The 16,921-nt window shown below is 45.6% G+C and carries 13 protein-coding genes; 6 read left to right on the top strand and 7 right to left on the bottom strand.

Translation table 11 applies throughout. From position 1 onward, the window contains the following. Positions 1 to 6: 6 nt before the first annotated feature. Both DXD78_RS10020 and DXD78_RS10025 read right to left on the bottom strand, forming a co-directional pair. Positions 7 to 3,408: a TonB-dependent receptor gene (locus tag DXD78_RS10020; protein ID WP_034529659.1), complete on the bottom strand. Its 3,402-nt coding sequence runs from the start codon at positions 3,406 to 3,408 to the stop codon at positions 7 to 9. 235 nt (positions 3,409 to 3,643) lie between these two features. Beyond that, entirely contained in the window at positions 3,644 to 4,657 is a 1,014-nt protein-coding gene (locus DXD78_RS10025) for a FecR family protein (protein WP_008665236.1), read from the bottom strand. Positions 4,658 to 4,794: 137 nt separating this feature from the next. Here DXD78_RS10025 and DXD78_RS10030 point away from each other — a divergent pair, with 137 nt between their 5' ends. The 4 genes from DXD78_RS10030 to DXD78_RS10045 all read left to right on the top strand — a co-directional run bounded on the left by DXD78_RS10030 (position 4,795) and on the right by DXD78_RS10045 (position 9,568). Next, positions 4,795 to 5,373: an RNA polymerase sigma-70 factor gene (locus DXD78_RS10030; RefSeq protein ID WP_008665234.1), complete on the top strand. Its 579-nt coding sequence runs from the start codon at positions 4,795 to 4,797 to the stop codon at positions 5,371 to 5,373. Between the two features lie 354 nt (positions 5,374 to 5,727). Next, positions 5,728 to 6,222 carry a hypothetical protein gene (locus tag DXD78_RS10035; RefSeq protein WP_008665232.1) on the top strand — a complete coding sequence of 165 codons (495 nt, stop codon included), beginning with the start codon at positions 5,728 to 5,730 and terminating at the stop codon, positions 6,220 to 6,222. Next, on the top strand, positions 6,219 to 7,148 hold the full coding sequence (locus DXD78_RS10040) for a ThuA domain-containing protein (RefSeq protein WP_009038079.1): 930 nt from the start codon (positions 6,219 to 6,221) through the stop codon (positions 7,146 to 7,148). The genes DXD78_RS10035 and DXD78_RS10040 overlap by 4 nt, the downstream gene beginning before the upstream one ends. A gap of 5 nt (positions 7,149 to 7,153) precedes the next feature. Next, complete coding sequence (locus tag DXD78_RS10045) at positions 7,154 to 9,568, top strand: glycoside hydrolase family 9 protein (RefSeq protein ID WP_117652702.1); 2,415 nt, start codon at positions 7,154 to 7,156, stop codon at positions 9,566 to 9,568. Between the two features lie 77 nt (positions 9,569 to 9,645). On the opposite strand, the gene DXD78_RS10050 is transcribed toward DXD78_RS10045, so the two are convergent. Beyond that, complete coding sequence (locus DXD78_RS10050; RefSeq protein ID WP_009038077.1) at positions 9,646 to 12,279, bottom strand: valine--tRNA ligase; 2,634 nt, start codon at positions 12,277 to 12,279, stop codon at positions 9,646 to 9,648. A gap of 186 nt (positions 12,280 to 12,465) precedes the next feature. On the opposite strand from DXD78_RS10050, the gene DXD78_RS10055 reads away from it, so the two are divergent. Then, complete coding sequence (locus tag DXD78_RS10055; RefSeq protein ID WP_009038076.1) at positions 12,466 to 13,512, top strand: DUF3810 domain-containing protein; 1,047 nt, start codon at positions 12,466 to 12,468, stop codon at positions 13,510 to 13,512. Between the two features lie 8 nt (positions 13,513 to 13,520). Beyond that, positions 13,521 to 14,345, top strand: a complete 825-nt coding sequence (mazG, locus tag DXD78_RS10060; protein ID WP_034529656.1) for a nucleoside triphosphate pyrophosphohydrolase — start codon at positions 13,521 to 13,523, stop codon at positions 14,343 to 14,345. Positions 14,346 to 14,475: 130 nt separating this feature from the next. Here the strand turns inward: mazG and DXD78_RS10065 are convergent, their stop codons facing one another. Genes DXD78_RS10065 through DXD78_RS10080 form a run of 4 tightly spaced genes read right to left on the bottom strand, consistent with a single transcriptional unit; the run spans position 14,476 to position 16,911 of the window. After that, entirely contained in the window at positions 14,476 to 14,949 is a 474-nt protein-coding gene (locus DXD78_RS10065; protein ID WP_009038074.1) for a hypothetical protein, read from the bottom strand. Between the two features lie 25 nt (positions 14,950 to 14,974). Next, positions 14,975 to 15,340: a hypothetical protein gene (locus tag DXD78_RS10070; protein WP_008665222.1), complete on the bottom strand. Its 366-nt coding sequence runs from the start codon at positions 15,338 to 15,340 to the stop codon at positions 14,975 to 14,977. A 47-nt stretch (positions 15,341 to 15,387) separates the two neighbouring features. Next, a complete protein-coding gene (locus tag DXD78_RS10075) occupies positions 15,388 to 15,942 on the bottom strand; it encodes an RNA polymerase sigma factor (protein ID WP_009038073.1) in 555 nt (184 codons plus the stop codon). Positions 15,943 to 15,996: 54 nt separating this feature from the next. Beyond that, the gene (locus DXD78_RS10080) at positions 15,997 to 16,911 is read right to left on the bottom strand and encodes a ribonuclease Z (protein ID WP_005832904.1); all 915 of its coding nucleotides are present in this window, start codon (positions 16,909 to 16,911) and stop codon (positions 15,997 to 15,999) included. Between the last annotated feature and the right edge of the window lie 10 nt (positions 16,912 to 16,921).

Below are 16,921 nucleotides of genomic sequence, written 5' to 3' on the forward strand. Positions count from 1 at the left end.
TCAGAATTAAAAGTTTATGTTTAACCCAAAGTTATAAGTTCTCATCAACGGATATGCCAGGTTGGCTCCCCAATCCCTTTCCTCACGTTCGGGGTCAGCATCCTTCAAAGCCTTGTTACAGAACGTAAGCAGATTTGAACCATTGACAAAGATACGGGCACTGTTCAACCCGATTCTTTTCATAAATGATTTTGGCAGATTGTAACCGATCTCCATACTCTTCAAACGGAGATAAGTAGCTTGCGGAAGCCAAACGGAAATACCATAATTCCATCTACTACCATTATCCGAAGTATTAGAGAAATTGTGGCGTAATGCCGGATAATAGCCGGCTACCCATTGTGTGGCAGGATTATACGGATCATCTGTTATATTTGCAGGATGCCAACGATCTACATATTTCGCAATTAAATAAGATTTATTTGTCTTGCCACCATATCCCCAAACATCATCATTGGCATATCCGATGGAGTAACCGGAAGCTCCTTGAAACAGCATATTGAGATCAAAATTCTTATAAGAAGCCGCCAAAGTCAACCCATACTGGATAGGAGGATTTGCACCGGTTGCCCAAAACTCCGGAACACGGTCACTGCTGTTAATTCTACCATCACCATTCAGGTCAAGCAATCTGTAACTACCCGGAAGCATCTTAGAGTTACCCAAGTTCCCACCAATCAAAGGAGCCGTTTCATACTGTTCCAAAGAAGTATATTGGCCATCGTATTTATACAACCACATCACATTACTGTTACGGTTTTCCTTTCCATTCAGCCATCTATCCATAGAACTGGTATATTCTGCATGTTCCACATGCAGACTTCTTTCACGGGCATACGTAAAATTAGCACTTACTGAATATGAGAAGTCCTTACCGATTTGTCCTCTGTGTCCCAATTCAATCTCAAAACCCCGGTTCCGGTTAGAATTCAGATTTTCCTTCGGGAAACTTGCACCAAATGTATCAGGAGCAGATTGTGCACGGTCGGCCAAAATGCCTTCATTCTTACGATTGAACCACTCGATAGTACCACTCAACTTACCGTTCCATAAGTCAAAATCCAGACCTACATTGGAAATAGAAGATGTAACCCAAGAAAGCCGGTCAGTCACTACACCAGGAGCTACCATACCCATAATCTGGCTGGCACCATCAAAAACATAACCATTAGAAGCCGAATTATAAGCAGATACATATTGGAAAGGATCACCGGCATCATATCCACTTTGTCCAAAAGAACCCCTGATTTTCAAATTAGTAATAAACGGCAAATTGTCCTTGATGAAACTTTCTTCCGAAAGTCGCCATCCGGCACTTACCGACGGGAAGAACGTCCAACGCTTAGAAGGAGCATAACGATAAGAACCATCATAACGCCCTACTACTTCCAACAAGTATTTACCGGCATAATCATAGTTCGCACGCATCAGATAGGCTGCCAAACGGCCAAAACTACGATACCCTGAATTGGTAGCTGTACCCGGACTTGCCTGATTCAAAATATCATTAGTAAACAACTCTGAATATTGCCGGGAACCGGATAATTCATCGCGTCGTGTACTGTTCAACTCTGCCACAGCTGTCACATTCAAATTGTGCTGATTGAAAGAACGCATATAATTAGCCTGCAACCTGCCATAAATCTTCTGATATATTCTCATCGTATTGGAATAAGCATCAGTACTACCTCCCGTACCGGCAGGCGCATCTGTATAATAATCATACAACGGATAAGAACGATTTAAAGAAGAGTTGTTACGATTGTTACCGTCAAATGACCCCAAAAGACTCAATGCCAACCCTTTTACAAAAGGAACTTGCCAATTCAATTCCACATCGGCAGAATACGTCAGGCCTCTGTTCTTGCGATAACCGTCTATATCCGGATCAACCAACGCAAAAGGATTCTTGTTTTCAGGACCGATTGCAGACAAATGATTGGGATTATTAATCGTATGAGTACCGATACCACGGTCATTAACCATCAAAGTCTTAAAAGTCCACATAAAATCCTCTCTCGGCCTTTGGGTTTCATCCCAACGCCCGGACAGATTCACATTCAGTTTCAGCCCTTTCGTAAGCTCTGCAGTCAGGTTACTTCTCAGATTATATCTATGATAGTATTGGATACCACTCTTCAGCAAACCATTATCGCCATTATAGCCGAAGCTCACATAATATTTCACCTTATCCGTTCCGCCTCTCACAGAAACAGTATGCGATTGCTGGAACGCCAGTTTATTCATAAACATGTCAATCCAGTTATTGTCTGTATAACCCTTAGCCCCGGTTCTATACAGTTCCAGAATATCGTCAGTGTATTCAGGGGCAGCCTGGTCATTACGTGCCCTTTCATTGGCCAACATGCGATAAGTATAAGCATCTACCGTTTCTTCCATACCCGTGGCATTCTTCATACCGAACAATGCCGAGTAAGATACTCTGGTCTTTTCGGCCACACCTTTTTTGGTAGTAACAATGATTACGCCATTAGCCGCATTCATACCATAAATAGCGGCAGAAGCATCTTTCAAAATAGAGATACTTTCTATATCCTCAGAATTCAGCTGTGCAAGTTCTTCAGTACCTTCACGCGTGATACCATCAATTACCACCAACGGGTCACCATAACCGCGAATGCTCACCATATTGTCGAAAGTTCCCGGCTCTCCGGTTTTCTGGCGAATCAATAGTCCCGGCATCTTACCTTGAATATTGCTAATCAGATTCTCGGTCTTGGTCGTAGCTATTTCATCAGCACCAATGGCTGCAATGGCACCGGTCAGTGATTCTTTCTTCTGTACACCATATCCTACAACAACCACTTCATCCAATATCTCAGCATCTTCTACCAAAACTATCTTGAACGAATTTCGGCCTGCAACCTTTATGTTTTGTGTCTTATAACCTACATAGCTTATTATAAGAGTAGCATCAGAGCCCACATTGGTCAGAATGAAATTACCGTCAATGTCTGTTATGACACCGTTGGTAGTTCCCTGCACCAAGATACTGGCACCAATCACCGGTTCACCGGTTGCATCGACCACAGAACCTTTCACCGTCGCAGCCTGCAAAGCTATCTGTACCCCATCAGCTCCTACAGCTTTATCATAAAGGATTATATTACGGTCCAATATCTTATAGCCTATATTGGTTCCTTTGAATACATCATTCAGAACCTTGAATATGGTTTTGTTATTTGCCCGGACCGATATACGGCGCTTAACGTCAATCTGCTTGTTGTTGTAGAAGAAAACAAATTCGGTACCTTGTTCCAGCTCCGTCAGTACTTCATCAACAGTCTTGTTCTCAAGAGCAATGTTTACCATTGTCTTTTGAGCATAACCTTCATTGGCAAAAGTCATACCAACCAAACAAAACAACATAAATAATGTGCATCTCATAGCAAGAGGAATTTTTTTCATGCATCTCATCAGGACACTTTTTGCCCTAAATGATTGGATACAATAGTGTTTTTTCATAATTTTGTATTGATTTCTAGTGAAAAAATAAAGTTACTTTATCTGTCGCCAAACAGATATTTAAAAGTTACTGTGTTTCATGCAGGAAAATGCGCCAACATTTTCCTGCATGTTTTTCTAAACGGACTTGTGTTTCATCATACTACTTTTTAAAGGGTTAATAAACTTCTATTACCTGTCTCTCGGCATCCACATCACCATCTTCAACAAACTTGAAATGAATATTCGAGGATATTCGGAAGTGCTCCAATATTCGCTCCAAACGTTGTTTGGTAAATGTAGCCGTAAAGGAATTCTGCTTCAATGAAGCCTTTTTCAGAATGAATTCCACATTATATCTTTTGCTCAAACTCTTCAATATATCTTCAAACGGAGTGTTCCTGAAAATCAAGCGTCCGTCCTTCCAACATGTTTCCACGTCTACATTGACTTCTTTCACAACGACCTTTTCCCGCACTATATCATAAATAACCTTTTGCCCCGGTATCATCATTACATTATTTCTCCTGCCGTTATTCACATAGGAGAAACTGACTTTACCCGAAACCAAAGTGGTCTGTACCGTCCTGCTCCCTTTGTAAGCCTCTACGTTGAACTCCGTTCCATGTACCACTATCTTGGAATTGTTCAGCGTGCCGACAATGAACTTCTTTTCATCTTTTGCGACAGAAAAGAATGCTTCACCCACCAACTTCACTTCCCTTTTATCATCGGCAAATCGGGAAGGATAGCGCAACGACGACGACGAGTTCAGAACGACTTCCGTTCCATCCGGCAATTCGACAGAAGTAGTCATTCCCGGATTTGTCCTGACTTCCATCATATGTATCTCTTCTTTATCCTTGTCCCAATAAAGGATAGACCACGATACCATCAAAGGGATGAATAAAATGGCGGCCGCCCGTTGCATCCCTCTAAATAATACCTGATACCTATTGACCTTTTTCTGTTTCATCTTACGATGTACATCCTCCAAGGCCTTCTTTACATCCAGCCTGGATGAAATCTGCGCCATGTCCGCCGCCAGACCGAGTGTCTGAACCTGGCGGGCTGTCCTGCGGTTCTCTTCCGATGCTTCCAGCCACTCCTTTACCAGAGCAGTTTCATCCTCCGTTGTCTCTCCTTCATAATACCTGAGAAGCAGGTTCTCCATTCCCTCTCTTTTTACCATAATTTTTATTGCTAGCTTTAATCTAAAGACAAACGGGTGAAAAGAACTCCTAAACAAAAAACTAAAAATATTTTATATACTTAGATTATAATAGGAAAAAAAGCTATTTTTGCCCAACAATAATGAACCCCCACCCTATGAGAAACATACCATTAGAAGATACATCTTTATTATCCGCCATACAAAAAGGAGATAGAAGTGCTTTTGATGTGTTATTTCAAAAGTACTATTCAGTGCTCTGCACCTACTGCTATCGTTTTGTCCGGTTGGAAGATGCAGAAGAGATTGTTCAGGACGTCATGCTATGGCTTTGGGAAAACCGCGAAAGACCCATTATCGAATATTCGCTCAAGCAATATCTGTTCAAGGCTGTCTACCATCGTTGCATGACCCGGATTGCCCAAAATGAAGTGAAGCAACGGGCAGACACCGCTTACTATGAACGAATGTTCGCCATGCTGCAGGAGGTGGATATCTATCAAATCAACGAATTAAGCAAGCATATACAAAGGGCCATCAACGAACTGCCGCCTACTTATAGGGAAGCTTTCATCATGCATCGTTTCCAGAATCTGAGTTACAAGGAAGCTGCCGAACTACTCAACGTTTCCCCCAAAACGGTAGACTACCGCATTCAGCAGGCTTTGAAGATATTAAGGGTCAAGCTGAAAGATTATCTGCCACTGATATTGATGCACCTGCTCACCTCGCATTAAGACCATACAAAAGCAGAACGTCCCCTATACCTTGCCGGCTACACACCGGGACTTAGCCCTAAAGAGTATAGGACTGAGAGGTCAAAACATCCGGATGTTTTACCCCAATACATGGGGATGTTTTCACCCAAAACACCCGGATGTATTACCCCAAAACATCCGGGTGTTTTAATGGAAAGGATGCGGATGTTATGACCTCTCAGTATACGGGTCAGACCGGTTCAGTCCTGCTGGGAGAGGCACTAAGTCCCTATATATCCCGTATTCATTAATTATTCTAAAAAAAGTTAGGGAAAACTCCGGGCCACCGGTCATATAAGCAAGAAGCAACCCTATTATTATCATAACCTCAAAATGCACGCAATGAGAAAACTGATTATCCTATTGTCAGCGCTGGTGTACGTCATCCATGCACAAGCGCAATTTTCAGTGACAGCCCATCAGGAAGGATGGGACAATATTCCTCCACAAGTACAAAAACCGGGATTTTCCTTTCAGCAATCCGTATTTGCCAATATGGACGGGGACGATGCCCTTGAAGAAGTAATGCTTTTCGGACGTGACAACGGACACTACCCCACTTTCGACCTTTTCAAGGCCTACTATGCAATCGTAGACAACTATACCAAAGAAATACAATACATTTCCGACGAGATTTATGTCACCGACAAGTACAATCTCCTTGTAGAAGACCGCAACAAGGACGGCATCTCCGAGCTCTACATATCCTACTTCAAAGACGGAAAGTTCAGCGTAGACGAACAAGGTTACAATCTGCGCACCACACGCTGCTACGACCGTATAGAATGGAACCCTACTGGCAAAAACTTTAAATCTTCCGGAAAATGAAAACAAGACTGACACTTATCCTGGTACTCCTTATTTATATAGGAGCTGCCTCGCACACACACGCACAGCAAAAGAAAGTAATCAAAACCATGATGATAGCCGGGCAGGACGGCAGCCATTATTGGCAAGGCGCCTGCGAAGCCATGAAGCAGATATTGGAAAACAGCGGAATGTTCAAAGTGGATTTTGCCTTTACACCCGACTTTGGTGGAGACATCGCCACCTTCAAACCCGATTTCCACCAATATGATTTAATCGTCATCAACTACGGCGGAGCTACATGGACAGAGCCCGTACGCAAGAATTTCGAGAAATACGTTGCCGATGGAGGCGGTGTGGTAGTGATACATTCTTCCGTCGTCCCGATGGCCGACTGGAAAGAATACAACGAGATAATAGGCATGGGGGCATGGGACGGACGAAACGAAAAGGACGGTCCGTATCTGTACTGGAAAGACGGACAATACGTCTACGACTACTCTCCGGGGTATGCCGGCTACCACGGCTTGCAGCACGAAACCGTCATAGAACACCGCGCCCCCCATCATCCTATCCTGCAAGGATTGCCTCCTCAATGGAAACACTTCAAGGACGAGATATATACCCGCCTACGCGGTCCGGTAAGAAACATGGAAATATTGGCAACCGCCTACGAACGCGGACGGCATGAACCGTTGATGTGGACAGTAAGCTACGGAAAAGGGCGCATATTCGTCGACCTCCTGGGGCACTGCGGCAACGACCCGAACATGACTTACTCCATGCGCTGCACCGGTTTCCAGGTGACTTTACTCCGGGGATGCGAATGGGCTGCCACCGGCGCCGTCACCCAAGAAGTTCCCGCAGATTTCCCACTGAAGGATACTTATACATTACGTCCGGAGTTCAAGGCTCCTTTTCATGCTTACCCTGAAACCAAACACTGAATACCATGAAACACATCATCCGAACACTGCTGCTGGCATGCTGCTGCATGCAGGCACAAGCACAAGCTCCATGGAAACCCGATACGGAACTGGAGAAACAATTACAGCAAAGCAATCATGTGCACCGCATAATGAAAGCCAATCTCGCACACGCCGGACTGACGCGGTGGGAAAAGAAAAAGGTATTGAAAAGCAGGGTACTCCCCCTGGCCGAAGATTTCGGCGCTCTGCGCCACACCGGACCCGGAACCATACATGTGGACCGTAAAGTCACTGTCTCAGGCAAAGGAAGTGTCCGTCTGGACACTCCTGCCTCCTTGGGCAAGAAGAATCCAACAAACCGGAATTACGCCACCCCGGAGATTATCCGTCCCCTCGACCGGGAAGACTTGCGGGAATACAACCGCTTTTCCGTTTGGGTATATGTGGATGCACCGGGCGTTTATCTGACCTTTGCCGGATTCACCCTATACAATGAAGGAGAGAAAATCATGCCGACTCCCGGACGCTTTGAAGGACAACACTTCGAGACTGTCTATCCCAACAAATGGCAACACATCATATGGGAAATACCGGACCTATACCGTGACTGTGTCACCGGCTTTTCGGTAAACATCATGCTGGCAGGTGCTCCTGCAGGAGCCAGCGAACACATGAGCCTATACATAGACGACATGCGCATCGAAAAGGTAGAAGCGGAAAACAGCCGGGGATTCGACCCGCGAAAAGATGCAATGGCCTACTGCCACAGCGGATACAAGCCGGGAGCACGCAAGCAGGCTTTGGTGCAGCACATGCCGGAAAGGGCTTTCAGCCTGCACGATGCCGCCACGGGACAAACCGTTTATCAAAGTACGGCCAGTCCTCTGAATCAGGACAAGAAGCAGGACAAAGGATTTCTTGTGCTGGACTTCAGCAGTTTCAATACGCCCGGACAATACTTCCTCTCCATCGGCGACGTACAATCAAAGCCTTTCCCCATCGGAAATGATGCCTACCTGTCTACCGCCTGGCACACGCTGAACTTCTTCTTTTCCGAACGTTGCGGTTTCGACCAGCCCGGCATTCATCAGGAATGCCATCAGGATGTATTCGCCTATCATCCCGACGGACGGAGCATGAGCATTGCCGGAGGATGGCACGATGCAGCCGACCTGACTCAAGGAACGGGAAATACAGCCGAATCGTGCATCGCCCTCCTCGATATGGCCGGTGCCGTACAAGGCAAAGACAGTATCTTCTACGAACGCCTGCTGGAAGAGGCACGCTGGGGAGTGAACTGGATTCTGCGTACCCGCTTCGGTGACGGCTACCGACTGGGTGGACTGATTATCGGCATTTGGACAAAGAATATCCGTGGTGACAAAGACGACATGCAGACAGAAGCACGAAATACGCCTACGGACAATCTGAAAGCCGCTTCCAGTTGCGCACTCGCCGCCCCTCATTTTGAAAAGAAAGACCCAGTGTTTGCACGGTGGTGCCGGAACAGTGCCATTGAGGACTTCCAATTCGCCATCGACCTGCTGGATACGCAAAGGACGGAACAGAACGAAACCGAACTTTATGCCCTTGCCACCGTCACAGCCATGCGTTTGTACCGCCTTACACAAGATGTTTACTATCTGGACTGGGCAACCCGGCTGGCACGTACCGTCATGGCGAGCCAACAGTTGGAAAAGCGTACCGACTGGAAAATCCCCCTACGAGGTTTCTTCTATGAATCTTCCCGGAAAAAACGTATCCTGGCCTATTATCACCAAAGCCAAGAGCACTTGATGACCGAAGGACTCTCGATGCTACTGACAGATGCCCCTACCCATCCGGACGCCCCGTTGTGGAAGGCATCCTGTGAAGCCTATGCAGACTATCTACGCGGGATTTCACAACTGATTGAGCCGTATGGCATACTGCCAAGCGCCGTATACGAGGTGGATAATACCGATTATAAAAATCTATACCACGAAGGTGAGCAGGTAGGGCTTCCCAGCCTGGAAGAATACAATGCACAAGTGCGCAACGGCATCCCTCTCTCGAAGGATTTCTATCTGCGCCGTTTCCCCGTCGCCTATCAGTTCAGGGGATTCCACGCTGTTGTCATGGGCAAAGCCAAGGCTGCCTTTATTCTTGCACGCCTATTCAATGATAAAGCGTTAAGGGATATTGCAACCCGCCAGGTAGAATACATATTAGGCTACAACCCGTTTGCCATGAGTACCGTTTATGGAGACGGATATGACTATCCGCCGCTTTACGGGGCATACGCCGGAAATGTTGTGGGAGCCGTGCCCGTAGGAATCGAAACATTCGAAAATGAGGACGAACCCTACTTCCCGATACAAAATAACTGCACTTACAAGGAAATCTGGACACACACCACCGCACGCCTGATGTGGTGCGTAGCAGAACTGTTCAAATAAACAGTTCATTATACCGCTAAAAAAAGCTCCGGAGTTGAAGGTTCCGGAGCTTTTTCTCTGTTTTATGTGATGGACAGTTATGCCTTTTTCAATGCTGCAATACTTTCCTTGAGAGATTTGATGATACTTTCAGCATCTGCCTGCTTCTTGCGTTCCATCTCAAGAACGGCGGCAGGAGCATTATTCACAAACTTCTCGTTACCCAGTTTCTTCAGCACACCCTGCAAGAATCCTTCCTTATGCTTCAGTTCGGCCTCCATACGGGCTATCTCGGCTTCCACGTCAATCATATTACCCAAAGGTACGGCATATTCCGTAGTACCTACCATGAAGGAAGCAGCACCGTCGGCCTTGTTCTCCACTATATTGATGGAGGAAAGGTTACACATTTTCATGATAACCGCGTTGAATGCCACAACCGGATTCTCACCGATAACCTGCAACTCAAGTGTCTCTTTTTGGGCGATGTTCTTCTGCAAACGGATGGAACGGATATTGCTGATAACCTCTTTCACCACTTCAAACTCCCGGATGATATCCTCATCTACCAATGCCGACATTGACAACGGGCTTACCATCAAGCTCTCACCGTCTGTACGGTCGCAAAGATGCTGCCACAACTCCTCTGTAATAAATGGCATGAACGGATGGAGCAGATGCAACAAGTTATCAAAGAAACCGATAGTTGCTTCATACACTTTCCGGTTGATGGGCTGGCCGTATGCCGGTTTAATCATTTCCAGATACCAGGAAGAGAATTCGTCCCAGAACAGTTTGTAAACAGCCATCAGCGCTTCACTCAAACGGTACTTGCTGAACAAATCAGCCACTTCGGCAGCCACTTCATTCTGCTTGGCCTCAAACCAGCGTATTGCCAGTTCTGAAGCTTCCGGTACCGGAACTTCCGCACTGACTTCCCAACCTTTAATCAGACGGAAAGCGTTCCATATCTTATTATTGAAGTTACGTCCTTGCTCACACAGTGCATCGTCAAAGAGGATGTCATTGCCAGCAGGAGCTGAAAGCATCATGCCCATACGCACACCGTCGGCACCGTACTTCTCTATCAAATCCAGCGGGTCGGGAGAGTTACCCAACGACTTGGACATCTTACGTCCCAGCTTGTCACGGACAATACCCGTAAAGTAAACGTTCTTGAACGGCATCTTTCCTTCATATTCATAGCCTGCCATAATCATACGGGCTACCCAAAAGAAGATAATGTCCGGACCGGTCACCAAGTCGCTGGTAGGATAATAGTAGTTTATCTCCTCGTTACCCGGATTGTTGATACCGTCAAACAAAGAGATGGGCCACAACCAGGAGGAGAACCAAGTATCCAGGCAGTCCTCATCCTGACGAAGGTCTTCCAGTTTAAGGTCTGCATTACCCGTTTTCTCTTTTGCCAATGCCAAGGCTTCTTCGGGAGTGGCAGCCACTACATAACCACCTTCCAGCAAAAAATAAGCAGGAATGCGATGCCCCCACCACAACTGGCGGCTGATACACCAGTCCTTGATATTTTCCAACCAGTTCTTGTACGTATTCTTATATTTGGCAGGATAGAACTTCAACTCATCATTCATCACCGGCGGCAAAGCCATGTCGGCAAAGTGCTGCATCTTCAGGAACCACTGCATGGAAAGTTTCGGTTCGATGGGCACGTTGGTACGTTCGGAGAAACCTACCTTGTTGGTATAGGCTTCCACTTTCTCCAACAGACCGGCAGCAGCCAGGTCCTTCTCAATCTGCTCGCGCACATCGAAACGGTCCATACCGATATACAAGCCGGCAGCTTCACTAAGCGTTCCGTTATCATTGAAGATGTCGATGCTCGGCAGATTGTACTTCTCACCCAGCATGTAGTCGTTCACATCGTGGGCAGGAGTTACCTTCAGACAACCGGTACCGAACTCTATATCTACGTAATCGTCCTCGATAACCGGAATAACACGTCCTACCAACGGAACAATCACCTTCTTACCCTTCAACCAGGTATTCTTGGGGTCATTCGGATTGATGCACATGGCTGTATCTCCCATGATGGTTTCAGGGCGGGTGGTAGCAACCACTGCATAACGTCCTTCGGGGTCACCTTCTACCATATACTTCAGATAGTACAGCTTGCTGTGCTCTTCTTTGTAGATTACTTCCTCGTCACTAAGTGCGGTCAGTGCCTTAGGGTCCCAGTTCACCATGCGGACACCACGATAAATCAGACCTTTGTTATACAAGTCAACAAAAACCTTGAGCACGCTTTCACTGCGTTTCTCATCCATAGTAAAAGCTGTACGATCCCAATCGCAAGAAGCACCCAGCTTGCGGAGCTGCTTCAAGATGATGCCGCCATGTTCGTCAGTCCATTCCCAGGCATGCTTCAAGAACTCGTCGCGGGTAAGGTCTGTCTTCTTGATGCCTTGTGCGGCAAGTTTGTTCACCACCTTGGCCTCGGTAGCAATGGATGCATGGTCGGTTCCCGGCACCCAGCAGGCATTCTTGCCTTCCATGCGGGCACGGCGTACCAGAATATCTTGTATGGTATTATTAAGCATGTGTCCCATGTGCAACACACCGGTGACGTTGGGGGGCGGGATGACGACGGTGTAAGGCTCACGACCATCGGGTTTCGAACTGAATAATTTGTGGTCCAACCAATACTGGTACCACTTTCCCTCCACGTCAGCGGGATTGTACTTACTTGCTAATTCCATGTTTTTAAATCTCTATAATTAATTTATTGCGAATAACGGGCGCAAAATTAATGAATTAAAATTTAAATATATATTTTTGTCCCTACAAAATGAGTCAGGAGTTAGTAGGAGTTAAAGGGAGTTATCGCCCTCCGGGCTTAGGAGTTAGAGGTCGATAGTCCTCTTAATGGTAGGTTGAAAATAAAAATGAGAGACAAATTGAAAATCCGGTATGTCGTATTAATCGTATTACTGTCTGTTGTATGGGCAACGCAGCTCATTCCAATATTGGGAGAAGTATATGCACAGTCTGTATATCCGGTGATTTCCCATTTCTTGTCCTCCTTTTCAAAACTCATGCCTTTTGCCATAGGCGACTTGTTTATTTTCCTCAGTGTACTCGGACTTCTTTTCAATCCAATCAAGGCACGCTATATCCAAAAGAAAAAGTGGAAACAGATTCTGCTGAACGAAATGGAATACTTGCTGTGGATATATGCATGGTTCTATCTGGCATGGGGACTGAACTACTCACAGAAAGATTTCTATGGCAGGACAAACATTCCTTATACTGCCTATACTCCCGAAATCTTTCAGTCATTTGTAGACAACTATATAGACAAGCTGAATGCTTCCTATACAGATGTCACCTCCATTGACGAACCATTGGTCTGCCGGGAAAGCGTACACGGATACAACCAAATCAGCGATACGCTGGGGATACATCGCCCTCCCCACTCCTCTCCGCGCGTGAAGACCATGCTTTTCACTCCGTTCATTTCCATGGTCGGTGTTACGGGAAGCATGGGACCTTTCTTCTGCGAATTCACGCTGAACGGCGATTTGCTTCCACCACAATATCCTGCTACTTATGCCCACGAGCTGGCACACTTTTTAGGCATCACCAGCGAGGCAGAAGCCAACTTCTACGCTTACCAGGTCTGCACCCGTTCGCAGGTGAAAGAGATTCGTTTCAGCGGCTACCTTTCCGTGCTCTCACATGTGCTGGGCAATGCCCGCCGACTGATGAGCGAAGAAGAATACGCAGAACTTTTCAACCGGATACGTCCTGAAATCATAGAACTGGCCCAAAAGAACCAGCAATACTGGATGGAGAAATACAGTCCGCTCATCGGAGACATCCAGAACTTTATCTACGACTTGTACCTTAAAGGAAACAAGATTCAAAGCGGACGCAAGAACTATTCGGAAGTAATAGGCTTGCTTATCTCATACGAAGAATGGAAAAACTAAATTTCAAAATCATGCATACAAGAAAAGAACAGATGGAAGCCTTCGGCCGCTTCCTCGACATACTCGACGAGCTGCGCGAGAAATGTCCCTGGGACCGCAAGCAGACCAACGAAAGCCTGCGCCCCAATACCATCGAAGAGACTTATGAACTTTGTGACGCCCTGATACGCGATGACAAGAATGACATCTGCAAAGAGCTGGGCGATGTGCTGCTGCATGTGGCTTTTTATGCAAAGATAGGCTCCGAAACCGGTGATTTCGATATGAAAGACGTATGCGACCGTCTTTGTGAGAAACTTATTTTCCGCCATCCCCATGTCTTCGGCGATGTAAAGGCCGAAACCGCAGACCAGGTTTCTGAAAACTGGGAACAGCTAAAATTGAAGGAAAAAGATGGGAACAAAACAGTGCTGAGCGGTGTACCCGCTGCCCTACCCTCGCTCATCAAGGCCTACCGCATCCAGGACAAGGCACGCAATGTAGGATTTGACTGGGAGGAACGCGAGCAAGTGTGGGATAAGGTAAAAGAAGAAATCCAAGAATTCCAGGCTGAAGTCGCCCACATGGATAAAGAAAAGGCTGAAGCTGAATTCGGCGATGTCATGTTCAGCCTCATCAACGCTGCCCGCCTCTACAAAATCAATCCGGACAATGCGCTGGAACAGACCAACCAGAAGTTCATCAACCGCTTCAACTATGTAGAAGCGCACAGCATCAAGGAGGGCAAAAACCTCCATGACATGACGCTGGAAGAAATGGACAAGCTATGGAATGAAGCGAAAGCATTGGAAAAAGAAAGCAAACAAGATGATTCTTCTAAAGGTCAGGTTTAGCTGGCTAAAGCAAAGGTTTAGGGAACTAAAGTAGAGGTTTAGCAAGGCTAAAACGAGGTATCTCTCATTAACAAAAGAAGGTTGCTCACACCATCGTGGCAACCTTCCTTATTTGTAATTCATTCACTACTCATTTTTTCCCTTGCGGTCTTCGCTGGGGGCCATCTCCCTTTTTATGCATGCCTTTCAGCAGTTCACGATGGAAACGCATTTCAGCTCTTTGCACCAGATAAATCTTTTTACAAGACAATATCTTCTTGAATTTATCAAAGTAGGTCTTGTCCAACCGGTCAGAAGCAATACGGGCATCATACACACCTTCCATAATTTCCTCATACTGGGCTTCGGTTGTTTTTTCATCTTTCCCTTGCCGGAGCAATTTCCAAGCCTCGTCATTCAACTGCTTTTTCCGGTCTTGCAATTCAAAATACAATGGGAAGAACTTAGCTGCTTCCTCACTCGTCAGCCCGGCTTTCTCCGTTATAAACGCTTTTTGTTTGGCACGAAACTCTTCGGGTGACAGATGCTGATCACATCCATCACTAGCCCAAAGCAGGGGCATCATGCCACATATCATAACCAATAAAACAATCAGTCTTTTCATTTTTAAATAGTTGAGTGTTGTTACCTTATTCTGCATCAGAGTCTGCCAAATAAACATACAATGAATAATCATCCAGCATGGAATTCTCTACGGCCATATTAATATATTCCATTTCTGTTTCCGTATCATCAGCAGCCATACGCTCTACAGATGGAGTATGCTCCGAAGAAGCCACGCGGATAATCAATGCCGCACCTATAAACATGGCGGTCATATACAACCAAGGCTTTACCTTCTGCCACATTGTAGGCTCTGTCTGTACAGCAGTGAGTTTTTCTTTTTCGGGAAGCCGGTTCATTACCTCTGAAGTAAGATTCTCAAAGTAGCCGTCAGGAACGCGGAAAGGATTTTCCGTCCCTATCTTTTTCAGTATTTTATCTTCTTCTTTCATAAGCTTTCTCCTTTCTGTTTAATTAGACATTGTTTTGTAGCAAAGGTTTAATACTCCTCACCCAAAAACTTTTCTATTTTCTTCACGGCATGGTGATAAGAAGCCTTCAAGGCACCTACGGAAGTACCGAATATATCAGACATCTCTTCGTATTTCATTTCCTGGTAATACTTCAAATTAAACACCATACGTTGTTTTTCCGGCAAGGCAAGCAAGGCTTTTTGCAAAGCCATCTCTGCTTTATCACCGGAGAAGTAAGGATCACTTTCAAGCTTTTGAAGTGCATCTGCCTCGGGATCATCCAAAGATACTGTGGAAGCAGCCCGTTGTTTGTTCAGAAAAGTGAGGCATTCATTCAAGGCTATGCGATAGAGCCAGGTAGAGAGTTTAGCCTCTGCCCGAAAATAATCTATATTAGTCCATGCCTTAATGAAAGTATTCTGAAGTAAATCATTGGCATCTTCATGAGAGAGGACCATACGACGAATCTGCCAATACAGCTGCTCGCTATATTGGGTAACAATCATCTCAAATCCCCGCTTTTGTGTGCTTTCTTCTTGTAGAAGAGCCAACACTTCGCGTTCATTATAGGAAGGGGTCATAAATTTCTATTCGCATTTGTTGTTTTAGACTGCCAAAGATACGAAAAGTTTAATTCATACCGATACACAAAGTGTTTCTTTGGCAAGCTGAGTATCCGGAAAAATAGCGGATGCTTCTTGAAGCAAGATATTTTCATCTTCGTATCGTGCCGAAAAATGTCCTATCAACAACTTCTTCACTTCAGCCTTCCTGGCTATTTCAGCCGCTTGTGCAGCAGTTGTATGAAATGTTTCTTTGGCACGTGGCGCATCCTCATTCGCAAATGTCGCCTCATGAAAAAGTAAATCAACCCCTTTTATCTGCTCTACGATAGAAGGAAGATAGATGGTATCCGAGCAATAAGCATAACTGCGGGACGGAGCAGAAGGGCGGGTCAACAAGTTGTTGGAAACAGTTTTTCCCTCCGGTGTCACGTAATCGGCCCCATTCTTTATACGATTCAATTCGTATACCGGCACTTGGTAGAAATCGACCATTTCACGGATAATATGGTTAGGACGCCGCTTTTCTGCAAACAAAAAGCCACAACACGGCATACGATGACGCAAAGGAATAGTAGTAACCGTCAACGAACGGTCTTCATAAATCAGCATCGGTTCTTTCGTATCAAACTCATGGAAAAGGACCTTGTACGTCATCTGCCTATTAAAAAAATCCAGCATAGGTGTCAGCAATGTTTCCAGCCCTTTTGGAGAATGGATATGCAACTCGGCTGTACGTCCTAAAAGGTTAAGTGTAGAAATCAGTCCCAATAAGCCAAAACAATGGTCTCCATGCAAGTGAGAGATAAAGATATGATTCAAACGCGAAAACTTCAGATGTGATTTACGGAACTGCAACTGCGCCCCTTCCCCACAATCAATCATAAACAGCTTGTCGCGCACGTTCACAATTTGAGACGTAGGGAAATGACGCGTTGTGGGTAAAGCGGAACCACAACCAAGAATATGTAACTCAAATTTTTCCATTCCAAACCTT

Source organism: Bacteroides sp. D20 (genome assembly GCF_003436255.1).
Taxonomy (GTDB): Bacteria; Bacteroidota; Bacteroidia; order Bacteroidales; family Bacteroidaceae; genus Bacteroides; species Bacteroides uniformis.

What these genes read in the sequence shown, in the direction of transcription:
- DXD78_RS10055 (WP_009038076.1), top strand. Translation starts at nt 12,466, where the DNA reads ATGAGAGACAAATTGAAAATCCGGTATGTCGTATTAATCGTATTACTG.
- DXD78_RS10030 (WP_008665234.1), top strand. Translation starts at nt 4,795, where the DNA reads ATGAGAAACATACCATTAGAAGATACATCTTTATTATCCGCCATACAA.
- DXD78_RS10080 (WP_005832904.1), bottom strand. Translation starts at nt 16,911, where the DNA reads ATGGAAAAATTTGAGTTACATATTCTTGGTTGTGGTTCCGCTTTACCC.
- DXD78_RS10050 (WP_009038077.1), bottom strand. Translation starts at nt 12,279, where the DNA reads ATGGAATTAGCAAGTAAGTACAATCCCGCTGACGTGGAGGGAAAGTGG.
- DXD78_RS10035 (WP_008665232.1), top strand. Translation starts at nt 5,728, where the DNA reads ATGCACGCAATGAGAAAACTGATTATCCTATTGTCAGCGCTGGTGTAC.
- DXD78_RS10065 (WP_009038074.1), bottom strand. Translation starts at nt 14,949, where the DNA reads ATGAAAAGACTGATTGTTTTATTGGTTATGATATGTGGCATGATGCCC.
- DXD78_RS10075 (WP_009038073.1), bottom strand. Translation starts at nt 15,942, where the DNA reads ATGACCCCTTCCTATAATGAACGCGAAGTGTTGGCTCTTCTACAAGAA.
- DXD78_RS10025 (WP_008665236.1), bottom strand. Translation starts at nt 4,657, where the DNA reads ATGGTAAAAAGAGAGGGAATGGAGAACCTGCTTCTCAGGTATTATGAA.
- DXD78_RS10040 (WP_009038079.1), top strand. Translation starts at nt 6,219, where the DNA reads ATGAAAACAAGACTGACACTTATCCTGGTACTCCTTATTTATATAGGA.
- DXD78_RS10045 (WP_117652702.1), top strand. Translation starts at nt 7,154, where the DNA reads ATGAAACACATCATCCGAACACTGCTGCTGGCATGCTGCTGCATGCAG.
- DXD78_RS10020 (WP_034529659.1), bottom strand. Translation starts at nt 3,408, where the DNA reads ATGAGATGCACATTATTTATGTTGTTTTGTTTGGTTGGTATGACTTTT.
- DXD78_RS10070 (WP_008665222.1), bottom strand. Translation starts at nt 15,340, where the DNA reads ATGAAAGAAGAAGATAAAATACTGAAAAAGATAGGGACGGAAAATCCT.